Source organism: Bradyrhizobium sp. Pa8, from assembly GCF_052588265.1.
Genome location: NZ_CP176767.1, coordinates 9,350,294 through 9,370,926, shown reverse-complemented (window position 1 = coordinate 9,370,926; position 20,633 = coordinate 9,350,294). Strand labels below are relative to the sequence as shown.

Sequence of the window (20,633 nt, the reverse complement as noted above, 5' to 3'; positions counted from 1 at the left end):
GAAGCGCCGTGCCCACCAACGTCCGGCGATTGCGCTTGGGGATGGTGGGCACGCTTCGCTTTGCCCACCCTACGGAAGCTCCCTTAGTCGCACTATGAATACTGAATAATTTCAATACTTTATAATCTTCGACGGCCTGCGCCGAATCTATATTGAACATTGTTCATATATAGGCTACTAATATTGAACGCCGTCCAATTATTCCGGAGGCCAGCATGTTGCGCGCTCATGACCAAGCCCAAGCGACCAATGCCCTGCGCCCGTCAGTGTCCCGCCGGCTCTCGTTCGCCGCACTCCAAATCCGCGAAAAATATCTGATTGGCGCGCTCGCCGTCCTGACGCTGGTGGCGCTCCTCGCGCCCGCGCTGCCCGCCTCCGCCTGGCACATCCCGCATTTCGTCGACACCCGCATCTGGCTGGGTGTGCCCAACGCCGGCGACGTGCTGAGCAATCTCGCCTTCCTGGCGATGGGCGCTTGGGGCTTGCTGCGCCTGCGTGCCCGCCCTGATGCGCCCGCGGGCGCAGGTTGCCTCTTCGTGGGTCTGATCCTCACTTGCATAGGATCGTGCATCTATCATCTGGATCCCGACGCGCCGCAGCGGCTGGTGGCCGATCGTCTCGGCATGGCGGTGGCGTTCGCGGGCTTTCTGGGCATCGCGGCCAGCGAGCGCGTCAGCATGCGTGCCGGTCAGGCGGTGGTGGTGCTGGTGACGGTTGCAGGCCTGCTCGCGGCCTGGGTGGCACGCGAAAACCTCACGCCATGGGTGGTCGTGCAGTTCGGTGGCATGGCACTCGCTGTGGGACTGGCGTTGACCCCGCCTCGGCCCGGCGCTCTTGGCGTGCGGCTCGGCGGCGTGATCTTCTTTTACGCGCTGGCCAAGCTTTTCGAACTGGGTGACGCGACCATATTTGAAGCGACGGGCCACATTGTCTCGGGCCACACACTCAAGCATCTCGCTGCCGCGGCAGCGGCCTGGCCGGTGATCCGGGCGTTGCGGCCTGTTGCTACTGGCTCCGCCCCGTCCCCTCGTTGAGCAGGCATGCCACCTGATGCCTATCACCAGCGTCCACCAGCGCCGGCCGCTCCGTTTTGCATCGCTCCATTGCAAACCGGCAGCGGGTGTGAAACGCGCAGCCGGAGGGCGGATTGACCGGGCTCGGCACGTCGCCGTCGACCAGCGGTGCGAGCTTCTTGGCAAACGGGTTTGCAACCGGCACTGACGCGAGGAGGGCCTGCGTGTAGGGATGGCGCGGATTGCGGAACAGCTCGTCCTTGTCGGCGATCTCGACGATGCGGCCGAGATACATCACGGCGACGCGGTGGCTGATATGGGCGACCACGGCGAGGTCATGCGCGATGAAGAGATAAGAGAAGCCGTGCTGCTTTTGCAGGTCGATCAGGAGATTGATCACCTGCGCCTGGATCGAGACGTCGAGCGCGGAGACCGGCTCGTCGCAGACGATCAGGCGTGGACCCAGCGCCAGCGCCCGCGCGATGCAGATGCGCTGGCGCTGGCCACCGGAAAATTGATGCGGGAAGTTGCGCATCTGATCAGGCCGCAGGCCCACCTGCTCGAACAGTTTTGCGACGCGCGCCTCCAGCGCCTTGCCGCTTGCGAGCCCATGCACGGCGAGCGGCTCGCCGACGATGTCGCCGGCGGTCATGCGCGGATTGAGCGAGGCGAAGGGATCCTGGAACACGATCTGCATCGAGCGGCGATGCGGCCGCAGCGCGGTCTTGGAGAGACGGGTGATGTCCTCGCCGTCAAGGCGGATCTGGCCCGAAGTCGGCTCGACCAGCCGCAGCACGCTGCGTGCCACCGTCGACTTGCCGCAGCCGGATTCGCCGACCAGGCCGAGCGTCTCGCCGGTATGAACCGAGAACGAGACGCCGTCGACCGCATGCACGGTGCCGACCTGCCGCCGCAACACGCCGGCGCGCACCGGATAGTGCTTCTTGAGATCGGTGACTTCGAGCAGCGTTTCGGTCATGCCACCTCCGCCACTTCCGCCGCACGCCAGCACGCCGCGAGATGGCCGCCGCCCCAGTCCGCCAGCGGCGGATATTCGGCTTCGCAACGCTTGATCGCGAGCTTGCAGCGCGGTGCAAAGGCGCAGCCTTTCGGCAACCGCACCAGCGACGGCACCGTGCCGGGAATCTCGTTCAGCCGCGCCTGCGCCGGCATGCCGGACGTCGGCACCGCCGGGATCGAGGCCATCAGCCCGCGCGTATAGGGATGCTTTGGCGCCGCGAACAGCGCTTCCACCGTCGCCTCCTCCACCTTCTTTCCCGCATACATCACGATCACCCGCTGCGCGGTCTGCGCGACGACGCCGAGATCATGCGTGATCAGCACGAGGCCGGTGCCGAGCTCCTTCTGAAGGTCGAGGATCAGCGCCAGGATCTGCGCCTGGATGGTGACGTCGAGCGCGGTGGTCGGCTCGTCCGCAATCAGCAGTGCCGGCCGGCAGGCCAGCGCCATCGCGATCATCGCGCGCTGGCGCATGCCGCCGGAGAGCTGATGCGGATATTCCCGCGCGCGCCGCGCCGGTTCGGGAATGCGTACCAGCCGCAGCATCTCGACCGCGATGTCGCGCGCTTCTCTGGCCGGCATCGCCCGGTGCAACCGCACAGCCTCGACGATCTGATCACCGATCCGCATCACCGGATTGAGCGAGGTCATCGGCTCCTGGAAGATCATGGAGATGCGATTGCCCCTGACGGCGCGCATCTCGGCTTCATCCAGCGCCAGCAGCTCGGTGCCTTCGAGCGTGACCGACCCGCCGACGATGCGGCCGGGCGGATCTGGCACCAGCCGCATCAGGGACAGCGCGGTGACGCTCTTGCCGCAGCCGGATTCGCCCACGATCGCCAGCGTCTCGCCGCGCCTCACGGTGAAGGAGACATCGTCTACGGCTTTGAACAGGCCGGAATTGGTGAAGAACACCGTCTTCAGGTTCTTCACATCGAGCACGAGATCGGATTTGTTTGCCATCAGCCGCGCTGCCGGGGATCGAGGATGTCGCGCAGGGCGTCGCCGAACAGATTGGCGCCGAACACGGCGAGGCTGATCGCGATGCCAGGGAAGATCACCAGCCACGGCGCGGTGCGGACATATTCGGCCGCGGATTCGGAGAGCATGCGGCCCCAGGACGGATAGGGCTCGGGAATGCCGAGGCCAAGGAAGGACAGCGAGGCTTCGGTCAGGATGGTCGAGCCGAGTTGCGCGGTCGCGAGCACGATCAGCGGCGCCAGCGTGTTCGGCAGCACGTGGCGCAGAGCGATCCGCACCTCGCTCATGCCGATCGACTTGGCGGCTTCGACAAAGGGCAGTTCGCGCAGCGCCAGCGTGTTGGCGCGAATCACGCGCGACACGGTCGGGATCAGCGGAATGGCGATGGCGATGATGACGTTCGGCAGGGACGGACCGAGCGCGGCGGTCATGATCAACGCCAGCACCAGCAATGGGAGCGCCTGGAGGATGTCAGAAACACGCTGGAACACCAGATCGACCCAGCCGGAGAGATAGCCGGATGTCAGCCCGACGATCACGCCGATCGTGCCGCCAAGTGCCGTCGAGCCGATACCGACGGCCAGCGAAATGCGCGCGCCGTGGATGATGCGGCTGAACACGTCGCGGCCGAAGGAATCCGTGCCCATCCAGTGCGTCGCGCTCGGCCGCGCCAGCGCACGGGCGGCGTCGATGGTCAGGGGATCGTAGCGCGCGATGAAGTCGGCAAAGATCGCCGTGAACACGAACAGCGTCATGATGATCAGCCCGGCTGCGCCCAGCACGTGCCGCTGCGCCAAATACAGCACGCGCCGCCAGCCGCCGGTCGCATGTGCGCCGGCCCGCCTCAGTTCGAGATCATAGTCAATCGCGGCCAAGCTGATCTCCTAATCCGTATACCGGATGCGCGGATCGAACACCGCGTAGAGCATGTCGACGATGAAGTTCGCGCTCACCACCACGACCGCAATCAGCATCACGAGGTTCTGCACGATCGGATAGTCGCGCCAGCGGATCGCTTCGACCAGGAAGCGCGCGACGCCGGGGATGTTGAACACGGTCTCGGTGACGATGAGGCCGCCGATCAGGAACGCCGCCTCGATGCCGATCACGGTGATGACGGGCAGGATCGCGTTCTTCAGCGCGTGATGATAGTTCACGGCCGCGTCCGATGCGCCCTTGGCGCGGGCGGTGCGGATATAATCCTGCCGCAGCACCTCCAGCATCGAGGATCGGGTGATACGCATGGTCAGCGCCGCGCTGCGGAAGCCAACGGCGGCGGCGGGCACGGCGTAGGTCGCGAACGCCTCGAGCCAGGTCTTCGGATTCGGATTGAAGATCGGCATCTGGTTGAACATCGCCACCGAGGCGGTGAGGATCAGCAGGCCGAGCCAGAACGAGGGCAGCGACAAGCCGCTGAGGCTGACGACGCGCAACGCGTAATCGAGCCGTGTGCCCTGCTTCACCGCGCTGATGACGCCGAGCGGGATGCCGATCGACGCCGAGAACAGCAGCGCCAGGCCAGCGAGCCGCGCGGTGATCGGGATCCGCGGCAGGATCTCCTGAAGCGCGGGCTTCTCAGAAACATAGGAGTAGCCGAAATCGCCGCGCAGCAAGCCGCTGATCCAGTGCCAGTATTGCACCACCAGTGGCTGGTCGATGCCGAGCTCTTTCTCCAGATTGGCCTTGTCGGCGGGATCGACGTAGCCGGCCGCGGCAAACAGGATGTCGACGATGTTGCCGGGCACGATGCGCAGCAGGAAGAAGATGACGACCGAGATCCCGAACAGGGTCACGAGCATCAGGAACAGGCGCCGCACCAGATAGGCAAACATGCATCGCCTCCTGTCGAAACCGTCAGCCGCCTGCGCTACTTGTCCATCCAGACGTCCTCGTAGCGATATCCATTATAGGAGCTGTTCGACATCACCGTTATGCCCTTGACATAGGGCTGCCAGCAGGAGCCGGTGCGCGCATGGAAGATGATCGGGCGGGCGACGTCCTCCTGCAGCTTCTTGTCGATGTCCCACACCAGCTTCTTGCGTTTGCTGACGTCGGTCTCCTGCGACTGCACGTCGAACAGCTTTTCGATCTCCTTGTTGCAGTAATTGGTGTAGTTGCGCTCGGAGCCGCAGGAATAGTTCTCGTAGAACGACTGGTCGGGATCGTCGACGGCGTTGCCGGTCAGATTGAGCCCGAGCATGTAGTCCTTGCGTGCGATCTTCGGGAACCAGTTCGCCGTCTCGACCACGTCGAGTTCGCCGTCGATATAGATGCTCTTGAGCTGGTCGATCAGGATCACCGCGGGATCGCGATAGACCGGGATGTTGCGGGTCGAGACCTTGACGGCGAGATGCTTGTCCGGCCCGTAGCCGGCCTTCTGCATCAGCTTCCTGGCTTCCTCGCGGTTGGCGTTCACATCGGGGCCATAGCCGGGAATGCTCTCGAGCATCTCCTTAGGCATGCCCCACAGCCCGTTCGGCGGCGGCAGCATGGTGCCGCCGACATCGCCCTGGCCCTCGAACATGATCGAGATGAAGGCCTTGCGGTCGAGCGCCAGCGCCATGGCGCGGCGGATGTCGATATTGTCGAACGGCGGCGCGGAGGAATTGACGATGATGTTGGTCGCGACATTGTTGGGCTCGACCACGCAGACCGCATTCGGCGCCTGCGACTTGACGTCCTTCAGCAGCGGAATGCTCACTTCGGTCGGGAACGCCATGTCGAACTTGCCGGCGACGAAGGCGAGGATCGCGGTCGAACGGTTCGGGATGATGGTGAACTCGATGCCGTCGAGATAGGGCCGCCCCTCGCGCCAATAGTCGGGATTGCGAGTCAGCTTGATCGATTCATTGGCCTTGAACTCGACGAACTTGAACGGGCCGGTGCCGATCGGGTGCGTGCGCATGTCGCCGGGCGAGACGTGACAGGGATAGACCGGCGTGTAGCCCGAGGCGAGCAGGGCCAGCAGCGACGGCTGCGGCCGCTTCAAGTTGAAGGAAACTTCGAGGTCGCCCTTGGTGGAGACGTCGTTGACCTGTTCGTACCAGGTCTTGCGCGGATTCTGCCGGAACTTCTGCTGCGACTTGCCCATCAGCATGTCGAAGGTGCATTTGACGTCCGCGGAGGTGAACGGCTTGCCGTCATGCCATTTCACGCCCGGGCGCAGCTTGAAGGTCAGCGTCTTGTTGTCGTTGACCCAGGCCCAGCTCTCGGCGAGTTCCGGAATGATGTTGTCCATCCTGTTCTGCGCCTCGTCCTGCTTGTAGATGACGAGGTTGTTGAACACAGGCATGAAGGGAACATTGAGCGAATAGGTTGCGCCTTCATGGATCGAGGCATTGCCGGGACTGTCGCGGTGGTACATCCGCAGGATTCCGCCCTGCTTGGGCCCGCCGGCGAGCGCGGTGGTCGAGGCCGTCAGCACAGATAGCGCCGCCACTGCGGCGAGCGCCCACACGCTCCGCATGCTCATCCTCCCTGGACATTAGTCTTTTGGGCCTTTGCGGCCTGTTTGTAAGACGATAGCGACGCGCGTGCAGCGAGGCAACCGGCAAGGCCGCTCGCCGCCTCGACAATTCGGATGACGGAAGGCCGCAGGCGTTCACACGCTCTTCATGTGAGAGTGCAGGTGCGAAGGGATGGTTCCTGTGCAGATGTTGCGCGCGGTCGATCGACAAACTCCGCCGTCGTCCCGGGGCGCGACGAAGTCGCGAGCCCGGGACCCATAACCACAGGGAGGAGTTGCTGCGCGAACTGGCAACTCCGAGTCTACGTCAAACCCTTCCCTGTGGTTATGGGCCCTGGATCTGCGCTTCGCTTGTCCGGGACGACACCGGAGCTCTTGACTACGCCGTCACACGATCCGTGAGGTCTTGTTCCCCCAGTACCGGTCCCGCAGCAGCCGCTTGTACAGCTTGCCCGTCGGCAGCCGCGGCAGTTCCTTCTCGAAATCGACCGAGCGCGGCACCTTCTGCCGCGACAGCGATTGGCCGCAGAAGGCGATCAGTTCTTCGGCGAGCGCCTCGCCCGGCACGACGCCGGGCATCGGCTGCACCACCGCCTTCACCTCTTCGCCGAGATCGGGATTGGGCACGCCGAACACCGCAGCATCGGCGACCTTCGGATGGGTGATCAGCAGATTCTCGCATTCCTGCGGATAGATGTTCACCCCGCCGGAGATGATCATGAAGGTGGCGCGGTCGGTCAGATAGAGGAAACGATCTTCGTCGACATAGCCGACGTCGCCGACCGTGCTCATGCTGCCGTCGGCCGAGCGCGCCTCCCTGGTCTTCTCGGGGTCGTTGAAATATTCGAACGGCGATGCGGTCTTGAACCAGACCTGGCCCGGCGTGCCGGTCGGGCACGCCTTCATGTTCTCGTCGAGGATGTGGAGGTCGCCGAGCAGCACCTTGCCGACGGTGCCGCGGTGGCTAAGCCATTCCGCGCTGTCGCAGGCGGTGAAGCCGAGGCCCTCGGTCGCGCCGTAATATTCGTGGATGATCGGCCCCCACCATTTGATGATGTCGTCCTTGACCAGCGCCGGGCAGGGCGCTGCGGCGTGGATCGCGATCTCGAGCGAAGACAGGTTGTAGCGGCCGCGCACGTCCTCCGGCAGCTTCAGCATGCGCGAGAACATTGTCGGCACCAGCTGGGTGTGGGTGATACCCCATTGCTGGACGAGCTGGAGATAACGCTCGGGATCGAATGTCTCCATGATGATCACGGTGCCGCCCATGCGGATCGTGAGGTTCACCGCGGCTTGCGGCGCCGAGTGATAGAGCGGCGCCGGCGACAGATAGACCATGCCCTCGCGGTAGTGCCAAAGCTTTGTCAGGAAATCGAACAGTGGCAGATTGTGCTTTGGCGACTCCTCCGGCAGCGGGCGCAGAATGCCTTTCGGCCGTCCGGTCGTGCCGGATGAATAGAGCATGGCGGTTCCGAGCCATTCATCGGCGATCGGAGCCCTGGGCAGGTCGGCCGTCACCTCGGCAAGGCCGACGATGCGGTCGCTCTCGCCAGGACCGTCGGCAACGATGCAGAGCCTGATGTCCGGGCAGGCCTTGATCGCCTCGCGGGCGATGTCGAGTTTCGCAACGGACGTGATCAGGATTTTCGACTGGCTGTTGACGAGGAGATAGGCGAGCTCGCCCGGCGTCAGGAACGAGTTGATGCAGGTGTAGTACAGCCCGGAGCGCTCGCCCGCGCCGCAGGCTTCGAGGTAGCGCGAATTGTTCTCCATGAAGATCGAATAATGGTCGAGCCGCTTCAAGCCGTGCTTGCGGAACAGATGCGCCAGGCGGTTGCTGCGCGCATCGAGCTCGCGATAGGTGACGGCCTCGCCGGTCGCGGCCATGATGAAGGCGGGCTGGAGCGGGCGTAGACGGGCATGCTGACCTGGATACATCAGTCCTCCGGCTTGAAATTATGCGGCGAGAAGCAGGATTTCGCGAATGTCGGCGGGGCCGCCGATCTTGCGCGGGTTGCGCGGGATCCAGTTCGTGCGCATCGCCTGTTCGGCGATGGCGTCGAAATGCTCAGGCGAGACGCGGACGTCGGCGAGGCTGCGCGGCATGCCGAGCGAGCGGATGAAGGCATCGAGCACGTCGCCGGCGTTGTGACCGGGAAAACCCATCGCGGCGGCGACGATCGTCTGGCGCTCGGCATTGTCACGCGCATTCCAGCGCATCACCGCAGGGAGCATGATGCAGGAGGTGTAGCCGTGCGGCACGTCGAAGGCCGCCCCCAGCACATAGCCGATGCCGTGGCTCGCGCCCATCGGCACGCCGGCGGCGAGCGCGCCCATCGACAGCCAGGTGCCGATCTGCGCATCCATGCGGGCGTCGAGGTCGGGAGGGTCGGCCTTCACCCGCGGCAGCGCGTCGGCGAGCATGGCGAGGCCCTTCACCGACTGCGCATCGGCATAAGGGTGCGTCTCGCGCGAGCAGATCGCTTCGACGCAATGGTCGACGGCGCGGATGCCGGTGGAGAGAAACAGCCATTCCGGCGTGTGCACGGTGATGGCGGGATCAAGGATGGTCGCACGCGGCACCGTAAGCGGATGCCGCAGCATCTGCTTCACATGCGTGGCGCGGTCGGTGACGCCGGCGATCGCGCTGAACTCGCCGCCGGCGATCGTGGTCGGCACGCTGACCTGCCGCACGTTCGGGGCGGTCATCTCGGGCGCGACGCCCTTGTGGACGCGGATGCGCTCGATGCCCTCGACGTCGTCGATGCCGTTGGCAAGGCAGAGCTGCACCGCCTTGGCACCGTCGGTGATCGAGCCGCCGCCCACGGTGACGATCAGGTCGGCGTTCACTTCGCGCGCGGCATTGGTTGCCGCGATCACTGCCTCGCGCGGCGTATGCGCCGGCATGGCATCGAACAGGCCGGCGCAACGCGCGCCGAGCGCGTCCTTGATCTTCGTGATTTCGTCGGTCTGCCGGTTCAGCGTGCCCGAGACCATCAGGAAGGCGCGGCGCGTCCCCAGCCGGTCCATCTGCGCAACGACGGCCTCGGCCGCGGGATGGCCGAACACGACCTCCTCGATCGCGCCGTAAACGACACGTCCCTGGTGCACGCCTGTCCTCCCAGGACAATTCGGCTTTGTTTTTCTGCGAGTAATCTAGCCGAGCGGACGGTATCCGTCATGTGTGAAGACGCTGGCGGCTTTCTTACCCTCCCCCTCCAGGGGAGGGTGGCGAGCGTCGCGTCTTGATTGCTGACCTTACGCCGACGGGCATCAGCTGCCGCTTGTCATCATCTCGCTTCCTGTCAACCCGCCATCCGGCCAGGGCATTCTTCGAAGCATTGCGCGTGCATTGGTCTTGAAGAGTTCATCATTGCCAACCATCTTGTGGCGCCCGCGGGTAGAGGCGTACCCTGCGTTTTTCGGCGGCTCTTGATACGAGGACCTGGGATGACTGGACCGGACGAAAGCGAGCAGTTTGTCAAAAGGCACGATTTCGTTCAGTCCAGGCCCTGCGCAATGCCTTATACAATTGCCGGCCTTCTCGCAGCGGCGTTCGCGCTCGCCGGTTGTGGGCAGCCCGCCACGCAAGCGTCGGCGCCGCCGCCCGCGCCGGTGACCGTCGCCCAGCCGGTCAAGCGCACCGTCACCGATTGGGACGAATTCACCGGCCGCTTCGAGGCGGTCGAGGAGGTGCAGGTGCGCCCCCGCGTCGGCGGCTTCGTCAACTCCGTCGAGTTCCAGGACGGCGCGATCGTGCATCAGGGCGATCTGCTCTACGTCATCGACCCGCGCCCGTTCGAGGCGGTGGCCGAGCAGGCGGACGGCCAGTTGTCCGACGCGCGTGCCAAGGTGGAGCTTGCCAAGCGCGAGCTTGACCGTGGCCTGAACCTGGTCCAGACCAGCGCGGTCTCCGAGCAGGCCGTCGACCAGCGCCGCCAGGCCCTGCAGGCGGCGCATGCCGCGGAGACGCAGGCCGCAGGTGCGCTGAAGGCCGCCCGGCTCAATATCGAGTTCACCCATGTGACCGCGCCGCTCACCGGCCGGGTCAGCCGCCATCTCGTCAGCCCCGGCAATCTCGTGCAGGGCAGCGATACCGGCACCTCGACGTTGCTCACCTCGATCGTCGCGCTCGACCCGATCTACGTCTATTTCGACATGGATGAGGCGACCTTCATCAAATACAGCAAGCTGTGGTTCGAAGGCCGCCGCCCGAGCTCGCGCGACACCGCGAACCCGGTGCAGGTGACGCTCGCCGGCGAGACCAAGCCGTCGCACGAGGGCACCATCAACTTCCTCGACAACCGCCTCGACGTCTCCACCGGCACGCTGCGCAGCCGCGCCGTGATCAAGAATACCGACCTCTCGATCCTGCCCGGCCAGTTCGGCCGTGTCCGCCTGATCGGCAGCGCGCCCTATGAGGCGCTGCTGATTCCCGACGTTGCCGTCGCGACCGACCAGTCCCGCAAGATCGTGTTCGTCGTGAAGCCGGACGACACCGTGGAGGCGCGCGCCGTGGTGCTCGGTCCGCTCGATGAGGGCCTGCGCGTGATCCGCGAGGGGCTGAAGGCGGAGGACCGCGTTATCGTCAACGGCATCCAGCGCGCCCGCGTCGGCGCCAAAGTCGCCCCGCAGACGGCTACGGCCCCGGTTGGTGGCAAGTCATGAATCTTGGCCGTCTGTCCATCAACCAGCCCATCCTGGCGATGGTGCTGTCGATCGTGCTGCTGATCGTCGGCGCGCTCGCCTACACCACGCTGCCGGTCTCCGAATATCCGCAAGTGGTGCCCCCGACCGTCGTGGTCACCACGCAGTATCCAGGCGCCTCCGCGCAGACCGTGTCCGACACGGTGGCGGCTCCGATCGAGCAGGAGATCAACGGCGTCGAGGACATGCTGTACCTCTACAGCCAGGCCACCTCGAACGGTCAGCTCACCATCACCGTCACCTTCAAGCTCGGCACCGACCTCGACAAGGCGCAGGTGCTGGTGCAGAACCGCGTCGCAATCGCCCAGCCGCGGCTTCCGGAGGAGGTCCAGCGCAACGGCGTCACCACGCGCAAGAACTCGCCCGACATCCTGATGGTCGTGTTCATGCGGTCGCCGGACGATACGTTCGACCAGCTCTACATCTCCAACTACGCGCTGCTCCAGGTCCGCGACCAGCTCCTGCGCCTCGACGGTGTCGGCGACATCCAGATCTTCGGCGCACGCGACTATTCGATGAGGTTGTGGCTCGACCCCGACCGCATCGCCAATCTCGGCCTGACCTCCACCGAGGTGATTGCCGCGATCCGCGCGCAGAACATCCAGATCGCGGGCGGCCAGGTCGCCGAGCCGCCGATCACCGACCGCGCCTTCCAGCCGAACCTCGTCTTCACCGGACGGCTGAAGGATCAGAGACAGTTCGAGGATATCCTGATCAAGGCCGGCTCCGACGGCCGCACGGTGCGCCTGCGCGACGTCGCCCGCATCGAGCTTGGTGCGCTCTCCTACTCCACCAACAGCTTCCTGTTGCGCAAATCGGCGGTCGGCATGCTGGTGACCCAGCGGCCCGGGTCGAACGCGCTGGCGACCGCGAAAAGCATCTCCGACACCATGGTCAAGCTGAAGGAGAGTTTTCCGAAAGGCCTCGACTACAATATCGGCTACAATCCGACCGAGTTCATCGCGCAATCCGTCCACGAGTTGATCAAGACCATCTACGAGGCCATGCTGCTCGTGGTCGTCGTGGTGCTCGTGTTCCTGCAGGGCTGGCGTCCGGCGATCATCCCGATCATCGCAATTCCGGTCTCGCTCGTCGGCACCTTTGCGGTGATGGCTGCGCTCGGCTTCTCCATCAACAATCTCACGCTGTTCGGCCTCGTGCTCGCCGTCGGTATCGTCGTCGACGACGCCATCGTGGTGGTCGAGAATGTCGAGCGGCATCTCGAGCATGGCCTCAGCCGGCGCGATGCGGCACTCAAAACCATGGAGGAGGTCGGTGGCGCGCTGGTCTCGATTGCGCTGGTGCTCTGCGCCGTGTTTGTGCCGACGGCATTCCTCGGCGGCATTTCCGGGCAATTCTTCCAGCAATTCGCCGTCACCATCGCGGTTGCGACCGCGATCTCCTGCTTCTGCTCGCTGACGCTGTCGCCGGCGCTGGCCTCGCTGATCCTCACGCCGCACGAGGAGAAGCGACCGCCGGCTGCCTGGAACGTCATCGCGCGGGCGTGGGGTGCCTTCACCGGCGTCTTCAACCGCGTGTTCGACCGGCTCTCGCATGGCTATGCGGGCCTTGCCAATTTCGTGATCCGTCATTCCGTCGCGATGCTGCTGATCTACGTCGTGCTGATCGGCAGCGCCGGCTGGCTGATCGGGACCACGCCGCAGGGCTTCATCCCCGCGCAGGATCGCGGCTACGTCATCGTCTCCGTGCAATTGCCCGGCGCGGCGTCACTCGCGCGCACCACCGAGATAGTGCGCGAGATCGAGCGGATTGCGCTGGATACCCCGGGCATCATCCGTGTTGCCGTCTTCGCCGGATTCTCGGGGGCCACGCGCACGCAGCAGGGCAACGCAGCGGCGCTGTTTCCGGTGTTCGACGAACCCGAAGCGCGGCTGAAGAAGGGGCTGACGGCGAACGCCATCACGGCCGAGCTGCGCAAGCGGCTCGCCGCGCTCCAGGGCGCGTTCATCATCGTCATTCCGCCGCCGGCCGTGCCTGGAATCGGCACCGGCGGCGGCTTTACCATCCGCATCCAGGACCGCCAGGGCCGCGGGCCCGAGCTGCTCGCCGCAGCCACCGACGAGCTTGTCGCCGCGGCGCGCAAATCGCCCTTGCTGCTCGGCCCCACAGTATTCTCCCCGTTCACGGCCAACACACCGCAGCTCTTCGTCGACATCGACCGCACCAAGGCGCAGAAGCTCGGCGTACCCATCGCCAGCATCAACGACACGATCCAGACCTACTTCGGATCGACCTACGTCAACGACTTCAACCTGTTCGGCCGCACCTATCACGTCACAGCGCAGGCCGACTTCCCGTTCCGGAAAGAACCAAGCGATCTCTCGCGCCTGCGCACGCGTAACGCCTCCGGCGACATGGTGATGCTCGGCAGCGTGGTCGAGTTCAAGGACGTCTCCGGCCCCGACCGCGTCGCGCGCTACAATCTCTATGCGGCATCCGAGCTCCAGGGCGAGCCGGCGCCGGGCGTCAGTTCGACTACGGCGCTCAACACCATCAAGAAGCTCGCGGACGATATCTTGCCGAGCGGCTTCACCTTCGAATGGACTGACCTCTCCTACCAGCAGATCACCGGCGGCAATGCCGGCCTGCTGGTGTTCCCGATCTGCGTGCTATTCGTTTATCTCGTGCTCGCCGCGCAATATGGCAGCTGGACTCTGCCGTTCGCGGTGATCCTGATCGTGCCGATGTGCTTGCTCGCCGCTACCATTGGCGTGCGCATCATGGGGCAGGACGTCAACATCCTCACCCAGATCGGATTCGTCGTTCTGGTGGGGCTAGCTGCAAAGAACGCGATCCTGATCGTCGAGTTCGCACGCGACATCGAGAATGAAGGCAAGCCGCGGCTGGAGGCCGTGATCGATGCCTGCCGCCTGCGCCTGCGGCCGATCCTGATGACCTCCTTCGCCTTCATCCTCGGCGTGCTGCCGCTGGTGATATCGTCCGGCTCCGGCTCGGAGATGCGGCAGGCGGTCGGCGTTGCCGTGTTCTTCGGCATGATCGGCGTCACCCTGTTCGGCCTGCTGTTCACCCCGATCTTCTATGTGGTGGTGCGGAACCTGGCGGAAGGGCGGAACGAGGGGAAGAAGCCGGAGGTGGTGGCCTCCTAAGTGTTGGTGGTGCCACCGACACATCCACATCCTCGCTGTCGTCCCCGCGAAGGCGGGGACCCATAACCACAGGAAGGAGTTGGGCGAGGGCTGGTAATCACCAGCTCGCACCAAACCTCTTCCTGTGGTTATGGGTCCCGGGCTCGCGCTGCGCGCGCCCCGGGACGACAGCTCGATTTGTCGCACCATCCTCCATACTAACGACCAACATGAAATGGATGGGCAGGCGCGGGGTTCTTCACTAGTATCCGCGCGATTTCAAAACAGGAAACTGCTGGGAGCCAACATATGAAATCAGCACTTTTGGCCGCTGTCGCAACGTCTGCTCTGTTGCTCGCTGCGCCGGCCTTCGCGCAAGGCGTCAAGATCGGCATTCTCAACGATCAGTCCGGCGTCTATGCCGACTACGGCGGCAAGTACTCGGTCGAAGCCGCCAAGATGGCGATCGAGGATTTCGGCGGCGAAGTGCTTGGCCAGAAGATCGAGATGGTCACCGCCGATCACCAGAACAAGCCGGATCTCGCCGCGTCGATCGCGCGGCGCTGGTACGACGTCGAGAACGTGGACATGATCACGGAGCTGACGACCTCCTCGGTCGCGCTCGCGATCCATGAGCTCTCCAAGGAAAAGAAGAAGATCGACATCGTCGTCGGCGCCGCGACCTCGCGCCTCACCGGTGATGCCTGCCAGCCCTACGGCTTCCACTGGGCCTATGACACCCGCGCGCTCGGCGTCGGCACCGGCGGCGCTCTGACCAAGGCCGGCGGCGACACCTGGTTCTTCCTCACTGCCGACTACGCCTTCGGTTACGCGCTGGAAAAGGACACCAGCGAGATCGTCACCGCCAATGGCGGCAAGGTGGCCGGCTCGGTCCGCGTGCCGCTCAATTCCTCGGATTTTTCCTCCTTCCTGCTCCAGGCGCAGAGCTCGAAGGCGAAGATCGTCGGCCTCGCCAATGCGGGCCTCGATACCACCAACTCGATCAAGCAGGCGGCCGAGTTCGGCATCGTCTCCGGCGGCCAGAAGCTCGCCGGTCTCCTGATGACGCTCGCCGAAGTGAACGGCCTCGGCTTGCAGGCCGCGCAAGGCCTGGTGCTGACCGAGGGCTATTACTGGGACCTCAACGACCGCACTCGCCATTTCGGCGAACGCTTCTTCAAGCGCACCAGCCGGATGCCGAACATGATCCAGGCTGGCACCTATTCGGCGACGCTGAGCTATCTCAAGGCGGTCAAGGCCGCCGGCACCAAGGACCCCGACGCGGTCGCCAAGAAGCTGAAGGAGCTGCCGGTCGACGACGACTTTGCGCAGGGCGGCAAGGTGCTCGAGAACGGCCGCATGGTCCACGACATGTATCTGTTCGAGGTCAAGAAGCCGTCGGAATCGAAGAAGCCGTGGGATTACTACAAGCTGCTCGCAACCGTCCCCGGCGACAAGGCATTCTTCGCCGCCAAGGACAGCGGCTGCCCGCTGACGAAGTGACGTGCTCGTGTCCCGGACGCGCTGCAGCGTGAAACGCTGCTGCGCAGAGCCGGGACCCATGCTTCTCTACGTTCCGTGGTCAAATTGGGTCCCGGTTCAGCGGCGCAGCGTTACACGCTGCACCGCGCCCGGGACACGAGCGCGCGTGATGCCGCCGCCCCCTCACACCATCCGCATCACCACCGCCCCCAATGCCCCCGCCCACAGCGCAATCGCCGCGGTGCCCTGGATCGCAAAGCCCGGGCCGCGCTTTGCCGCCGCCTTCGAATAGCCGATGAAGTAGACGATGCGGCCGATGATCCAGACCGCGCCGATTCCCGCTGCAATGGCGTCGCCGATATAGATCGCGAACAGCCAGAGCGCCGGCAGGAAGATCGGCATCCATTCCAGCGTGTTCGCCTGGATGCGGAAGGCGCGCTCGAAATCCGGATGGCCCGACATCGCCGGCACCTTGACACCGGTCTTGGTGCGCGAGCGCGAGACGTTGATGCAGGTGAACATGTAAAATGCGATCGCCAGCAGCGTGACGAGGGCGGTGAGATGATACATCACTGTTTTCCTTGAAGAGACCGCGCCTCAATAGCCGGTCAGCTCGAGATAGCCAACGCCGTCATGCGTGCCGGCAAAGCTGATCGGCCCTTCCCAATAGGAGAAGCCGGTCCCCATCCAGGCTTTTGGATTAAGCGGCTTGCAGGCAATCGAAAATGATCGCGAGGGGATCGCGATCTGCCATTCCACCGGCAGCTTGCGCCCCGCGATCTCGGCGGTCGCTTTCGGACTCATCTGGATATCGTCACCCGCGATCATCTGCGTGTCACCCGCGGCGCTGATCCAGTTGCCGAACGGATACTCCTGACCGTCCTTCTGCCGCAGCCGGTACAGCATCAGCTTGTCGCCGGATGCGAGATGCAGCGACAGCCAATCCCAGCCGGTCTGGTCGGCGTCGAGCGGCTGGCTGCTCCATTCGCGGTCCATCCAGGCCTGGCCCGAGACATCGACGGATTTGTCGTCGATCGTGAGGCTGCCGCGGGCTCGGTAGAACGGCTGGCTGTAATAGTAGGACGCCTGCCCGCGCTCGGATTTGCGGCTGTAGCCGTGATCGCCCTGCAGCACCACGGGACGATCGGCCTCCAGTGTGAGCGAATAACTGAAGTCGGTGCCCGATGCTTTCAGCGTCAGCGGCGCCAACGTGCGATCGTCGGTACGCTCGGACCCTTTCATCTCCCAATCGTCGATCCACGCCGCAAATGGCTTTGCGCTGACGCCGGCCTGTCCAATGCCGCCGCGCGCAAACACCTCGCTGAAGCGGTGAGTATCAGCGCGCGTCACTGCCGCATGCGCCATCCAGATCTGCTGATTGGCCCAGCCCTCGCCTTGCGGGCCCGGCTGCGCGGCCTGGCGGAACAGCGTCCATTGCAGGCCGCAAGCCGCGCCGCTGCCATCGACGAGGTTCGCGGTGAGATACCACCATTCGATGCGAAACTCCGGATGCGGGCCGTGATCGGCAGGGAAGCTGAACGTCTTCCCCGGCGTCACCCTCGCAAAGCCGTCGGCGGTCTCGCCGAGCCCGGCATAGCCTTGCGCGCCAGCGCGGCGGGCAGCCGCGAGTGCGGCGATGCCGCCGACAAACGCGCGCCGCGAAATCTTGTCAGCGCTCATTGGCAAACACCTTGACGAGGCTCGCCGGCTGCATTCGCGCCAGTCGTATCATCGGCAGCAGCGCGGCAAGCAGCGAAGCGAGCAGCGCGACCGCGACCAGCTCCACCAGCTGAAGCGGAAACACGTGGAACGGCAGCCGCCAGCCGAACGCCTTCACATTGACGATCGCGATCAGGCACCAGGCCACCAGCAATCCGAGCGGCACGGCCAGCAGCGAGGTGAACAGCGCAACCGACAATGTCTTGGTCAGTTCGATCGCGGCCAGGCGCGGCCGCGTGATGCCGATCGCCCACAGCGGCGCAAGCTGCGGCAGGCGCGAGTTCGCCAGCGTCAACAGGCTGGTCAAGAGCGCAATGCCGGCGACGCCGAGCGTGAACGCATTGAGCGCCGACGTCACCGCAAAGGTGCGATTGAAGATGCGGATCGATTCCGCCTTCACCGTCGCCTGGTCAGCGACGCTGCGGTCATCGAGCGCGAACTGCTTCTGCAGCGCTGCGATCAGGCCGGGAATATTCTCCCTTGCGACGATCAGGCCGATGCGCGTCTGCGGCGTTTGCGGAAAGTGCCGGATCAGCGCCGCGACGTTGACGGCTAGCTGCCCCTTGGGGTTGCCGTAATCGGCATAGATGCCGACGATGTCGAGCTCCCAGGTGCCGCCCGGCGCCGGCACCTCGATGACATCGCCGACGCGGACGTTGAGGCGGCGGCTCAGCTGCTCGCTGATGAAGGCGGCATTGCCCGGCACGAGCCGGGTCCAGGCGCGCGGCGCGGTCTCCAGCAGCGGCCAGCGCTCGCGATAGAGTGCGTGATCGGGCAGGCCGAGCAGCTCGACCGGCTGCCCCTGAACCTGGGTATCGGCGCGTCCGCCCGACAGGATCGCCTGCACGTCGCTGCGCTCCTTCAGCCAGCTCCGGATCGCAACGCCTTGCGCATTGTCGGAGGCGCTGATGTAGACGTCCGCGGCAAGCCGCCCGTTGAGCCAGCCGACGAAGGTGCGGCTGAAGGTCTCCACCATGGTGGACACCCCGACATTGACCGCCAGCGCGAGCAGCAGCGCCATCAGGGCCAGCGACAAGCCGGAGAGCTGTTGCCGGCTGTCCGCCCAGAACCACAGCGCGAGCGGCCCCTTTGCCCAGCGCTGGCCCGTGAGCAGGATGATCTCGAGGAATGCCGGCAGGATCAGCGCCGCGCCCAGCATCAGCGCCCCGAGCACGCCGAATCCCGCAATCAGCGATTGTCCGTAGTGCAGGAGCAACAGCGCGACCGCGAACACGGCGCAGGCCGCACCGCTTTGCAGGACCAGCCAGCGGCGCTGCCGCTGCTGCCAGGCGTACGGCTGTGCGGTCGCCAGCACCGGCATCCTGATCGCCTTGATCAGGCTGGTCGCGGCGGCCACGAGTGCACCCGCAATGCTGATGCCGATGCCGGCAAGCCACCATTCGGAGCGCAGCGTGAGCTGTCCCGGGATCTGCGCGCCATAGAGCCCGCGCAGCGACGCCGCGACGTCGGGCAACAGCGCAGCCGCGATGAAATAGCCGCAGACGAGCCCGATTAATCCTGCGACCAGCGCCAGTGCCACCAGCTCGATCACCAGCACCGTGTTGACCAGCCGCGCCGAGGCACCGCAGGCCCGCAATGTGCGCAGCATCGGCAGCCGCTGCTCGAAGGTGAGGCCGACGGCGGAGTTGACGATGAAGAGACCGACGAAGAACGACAGCAGGCCGAAGGCGGTGAGGTTGAGATGAAAGCTGTCGGTGAGGCGCTCCAGCTCCGTCTCGGCATTCGGCTCGACTCGCTGCAACTGCTCGCCAACGATACTGGCCAGTGGCGCCGGCTTGCCCTTCGGCTTGCCGATCAAGAGCCGCGACACCTGGTCCGGCTTGTTCAGCAGCCGCTGCGCGACGCCGATGTCGACGACGAGTACGCCGGGCACGAGCTGCGGCAGCACGCGCAGCGGCGGCAGTTTTGCGCCGTTGCTGATCGGCGGTGCCGCGCCTTCCGGCTCCTGCAGATCGCTCAGCGTCTCCCGTGCCACCAATGTCTGGCCCGGCGGCGTAACAAAACTGCTCAAATCCGAGGCACCGAGGCGTGGCGCATTGCCGACGTCGGCCGGCATCGTCACCGGCTCGATGCCGAGCAGCCGCACCGAACGCCCGTTGACCTGGACGCGGCCTTCCAGCACCGGCGAGACCGGCCAGCCCGCGCGCCGGAGTTTTATGAACAGCTCCTGCGAAAAGGTCGCGGCATCAGGCGCAACCAGCATCGCCGTGCGCACGCCGCCGAACGTCGCCGCCGCGCGGTCATAGGCATTGCGGGCCTGCTGGTTGATCGCCTGCACGCCGCTCCACAATGCGGTCGCCGCGATCAGTCCGATCAGGAGCGTGGCGAACTGCATCTTGTGCCGTCGCCAATGGCTCAGGAGCACCGCGAGGACCCAGAGCGCGCGCCTCATGCGATCCGCCCCGCATGCAAGGTCACGTGGCGGTCGAGCGTGCCTGCGAGATGCAGGCTGTGCGTCACCATCAGGAAGCCGCAGCCGGTGCGCGTGACGAGATCGCGCGTCAGCGCCAGCACGTCGTCGGCGGTATCCTCGTCGAGATTGCCGGTCGGCTCGTCCGCGAGCAGCAGCGACGGCTTTGTCGCCAGCGCCCGGCCGATCGCGACCCGCTGCTGCTGGCCGCCTGATAATTGCTCTGGATAACGCTTGAGCAGATTGCCGAGCCCGAGCCGCTCGACCAGCTCCTTTGACCATGCCGCATCGTGACGGCCGGCGATCCGCGCCTGGAAGGCGAGATTGTCCGCGACCGACAGGCTCGGGATCAGGTTGAACTGCTGAAAAACGAGGCCGATCCGGTCGCGCCGCAGCTCGGCCCGGCCCGCGTCCGAGAGCCTGGTGACCTCGGTGTCGTCCAGGCGAATTGTGCCGCTGTCGGCGGCATCGAGACCCGCGATCAGGTGCAACAGCGTGCTCTTGCCGCTGCCGGATTCGCCGGTCAGCGCGACGCGCTCGCCGGCCTTGAGGTCGAGGTCGACACCGCGCAGCACATGGACCGGCTCGCCGGCCGAGGAGAAGGTCTTTGAGAGGTTTCGGATGCTCAGCAAGGTCAATGCGCCGGACGGAATTAACTCAATGCTGCGTAGCACACTTGCCGTGGAAATGCCGGGGTTGCGTTGGCC

Annotated in this window: 15 protein-coding genes; 4 read left to right on the top strand and 11 right to left on the bottom strand. The window is 65.1% G+C overall.

The features are described 5' to 3' along the window. Positions 1–215: 215 nt before the first annotated feature. On the top strand, positions 216–1,034 hold the full coding sequence (locus ACKWRH_RS44485) for a hypothetical protein (RefSeq protein WP_445218704.1): 819 nt from the start codon (positions 216–218) through the stop codon (positions 1,032–1,034). Here ACKWRH_RS44485 and ACKWRH_RS44480 read toward each other — a convergent pair. The 7 genes from ACKWRH_RS44480 to ACKWRH_RS44450 form a co-directional block, all read right to left on the bottom strand. Then, positions 1,006–1,992 carry an ABC transporter ATP-binding protein gene (locus tag ACKWRH_RS44480; RefSeq protein WP_445218703.1) on the bottom strand — a complete coding sequence of 329 codons (987 nt, stop codon included), beginning with the start codon at positions 1,990–1,992 and terminating at the stop codon, positions 1,006–1,008. The two genes, ACKWRH_RS44485 and ACKWRH_RS44480, sit on opposite strands and share 29 nt — an antisense overlap. Next, entirely contained in the window at positions 1,989–2,996 is a 1,008-nt protein-coding gene (locus tag ACKWRH_RS44475) for an ABC transporter ATP-binding protein (protein ID WP_445218702.1), read from the bottom strand. Before ACKWRH_RS44475 ends, ACKWRH_RS44480 begins: the two co-directional genes overlap by 4 nt. Continuing rightward, positions 2,996–3,889: an ABC transporter permease gene (locus tag ACKWRH_RS44470; protein WP_445218701.1), complete on the bottom strand. Its 894-nt coding sequence runs from the start codon at positions 3,887–3,889 to the stop codon at positions 2,996–2,998. Before ACKWRH_RS44470 ends, ACKWRH_RS44475 begins: the two co-directional genes overlap by 1 nt. Before the next feature lie 9 nt (positions 3,890–3,898). After that, a complete protein-coding gene (locus ACKWRH_RS44465) occupies positions 3,899–4,846 on the bottom strand; it encodes an ABC transporter permease (RefSeq protein ID WP_445218700.1) in 948 nt (315 codons plus the stop codon). A 35-nt stretch (positions 4,847–4,881) separates the two neighbouring features. After that, on the bottom strand, positions 4,882–6,480 hold the full coding sequence (locus tag ACKWRH_RS44460; protein ID WP_445218699.1) for an ABC transporter substrate-binding protein: 1,599 nt from the start codon (positions 6,478–6,480) through the stop codon (positions 4,882–4,884). 387 nt (positions 6,481–6,867) lie between these two features. Next, positions 6,868–8,418, bottom strand: coding sequence for an AMP-binding protein (locus ACKWRH_RS44455; RefSeq protein ID WP_445218698.1), 1,551 nt, complete (start codon positions 8,416–8,418; stop codon positions 6,868–6,870). A gap of 18 nt (positions 8,419–8,436) precedes the next feature. Further along, the gene (locus ACKWRH_RS44450) at positions 8,437–9,591 is read right to left on the bottom strand and encodes an iron-containing alcohol dehydrogenase (protein ID WP_445218697.1); all 1,155 of its coding nucleotides are present in this window, start codon (positions 9,589–9,591) and stop codon (positions 8,437–8,439) included. 339 nt (positions 9,592–9,930) lie between these two features. Here ACKWRH_RS44450 and ACKWRH_RS44445 point away from each other — a divergent pair, with 339 nt between their 5' ends. The 3 genes from ACKWRH_RS44445 to ACKWRH_RS44435 all read left to right on the top strand — a co-directional run bounded on the left by ACKWRH_RS44445 (position 9,931) and on the right by ACKWRH_RS44435 (position 15,797). Beyond that, entirely contained in the window at positions 9,931–11,148 is a 1,218-nt protein-coding gene (locus ACKWRH_RS44445) for an efflux RND transporter periplasmic adaptor subunit (protein ID WP_445218696.1), read from the top strand. Next, entirely contained in the window at positions 11,145–14,315 is a 3,171-nt protein-coding gene (locus ACKWRH_RS44440) for an efflux RND transporter permease subunit (protein ID WP_445218695.1), read from the top strand. Before ACKWRH_RS44445 ends, ACKWRH_RS44440 begins: the two co-directional genes overlap by 4 nt. A 288-nt stretch (positions 14,316–14,603) precedes the next feature. Beyond that, complete coding sequence (locus ACKWRH_RS44435; protein ID WP_166347942.1) at positions 14,604–15,797, top strand: ABC transporter substrate-binding protein; 1,194 nt, start codon at positions 14,604–14,606, stop codon at positions 15,795–15,797. 162 nt (positions 15,798–15,959) lie between these two features. Here ACKWRH_RS44435 and ACKWRH_RS44430 read toward each other — a convergent pair whose 3' ends face one another. Genes ACKWRH_RS44430 through ACKWRH_RS44415 form a run of 4 tightly spaced genes read right to left on the bottom strand, consistent with a single transcriptional unit; the run spans position 15,960 to position 20,558 of the window. Continuing rightward, positions 15,960–16,346 (bottom strand): MAPEG family protein, encoded by a 387-nt coding sequence (locus ACKWRH_RS44430; RefSeq protein WP_445218694.1) that lies wholly within the window; start codon positions 16,344–16,346, stop codon positions 15,960–15,962. A 27-nt stretch (positions 16,347–16,373) separates the two neighbouring features. Continuing rightward, complete coding sequence (locus ACKWRH_RS44425; protein WP_445218693.1) at positions 16,374–17,456, bottom strand: lipocalin-like domain-containing protein; 1,083 nt, start codon at positions 17,454–17,456, stop codon at positions 16,374–16,376. Next, the gene (locus tag ACKWRH_RS44420) at positions 17,446–19,908 is read right to left on the bottom strand and encodes an FtsX-like permease family protein (RefSeq protein WP_445218692.1); all 2,463 of its coding nucleotides are present in this window, start codon (positions 19,906–19,908) and stop codon (positions 17,446–17,448) included. The genes ACKWRH_RS44425 and ACKWRH_RS44420 overlap by 11 nt, the downstream gene beginning before the upstream one ends. Beyond that, positions 19,905–20,558: an ABC transporter ATP-binding protein gene (locus ACKWRH_RS44415; protein WP_445218691.1), complete on the bottom strand. Its 654-nt coding sequence runs from the start codon at positions 20,556–20,558 to the stop codon at positions 19,905–19,907. Before ACKWRH_RS44415 ends, ACKWRH_RS44420 begins: the two co-directional genes overlap by 4 nt. Positions 20,559–20,633: the final 75 nt, after the last annotated feature.

Excerpts from the sequence above, each read along its gene's own strand:
- ACKWRH_RS44485 (WP_445218704.1), top strand. The coding sequence starts at position 216 with ATGTTGCGCGCTCATGACCAAGCCCAAGCGACCAATGCCCTGCGCCCG.
- ACKWRH_RS44480 (WP_445218703.1), bottom strand. The coding sequence starts at position 1,992 with ATGACCGAAACGCTGCTCGAAGTCACCGATCTCAAGAAGCACTATCCG.
- ACKWRH_RS44475 (WP_445218702.1), bottom strand. The coding sequence starts at position 2,996 with ATGGCAAACAAATCCGATCTCGTGCTCGATGTGAAGAACCTGAAGACG.
- ACKWRH_RS44465 (WP_445218700.1), bottom strand. The coding sequence starts at position 4,846 with ATGTTTGCCTATCTGGTGCGGCGCCTGTTCCTGATGCTCGTGACCCTG.
- ACKWRH_RS44460 (WP_445218699.1), bottom strand. The coding sequence starts at position 6,480 with ATGCGGAGCGTGTGGGCGCTCGCCGCAGTGGCGGCGCTATCTGTGCTG.
- ACKWRH_RS44455 (WP_445218698.1), bottom strand. The coding sequence starts at position 8,418 with ATGTATCCAGGTCAGCATGCCCGTCTACGCCCGCTCCAGCCCGCCTTC.
- ACKWRH_RS44445 (WP_445218696.1), top strand. The coding sequence starts at position 9,931 with ATGACTGGACCGGACGAAAGCGAGCAGTTTGTCAAAAGGCACGATTTC.
- ACKWRH_RS44440 (WP_445218695.1), top strand. The coding sequence starts at position 11,145 with ATGAATCTTGGCCGTCTGTCCATCAACCAGCCCATCCTGGCGATGGTG.
- ACKWRH_RS44435 (WP_166347942.1), top strand. The coding sequence starts at position 14,604 with ATGAAATCAGCACTTTTGGCCGCTGTCGCAACGTCTGCTCTGTTGCTC.
- ACKWRH_RS44430 (WP_445218694.1), bottom strand. The coding sequence starts at position 16,346 with ATGTATCATCTCACCGCCCTCGTCACGCTGCTGGCGATCGCATTTTAC.
- ACKWRH_RS44425 (WP_445218693.1), bottom strand. The coding sequence starts at position 17,456 with ATGAGCGCTGACAAGATTTCGCGGCGCGCGTTTGTCGGCGGCATCGCC.
- ACKWRH_RS44420 (WP_445218692.1), bottom strand. The coding sequence starts at position 19,908 with ATGAGGCGCGCGCTCTGGGTCCTCGCGGTGCTCCTGAGCCATTGGCGA.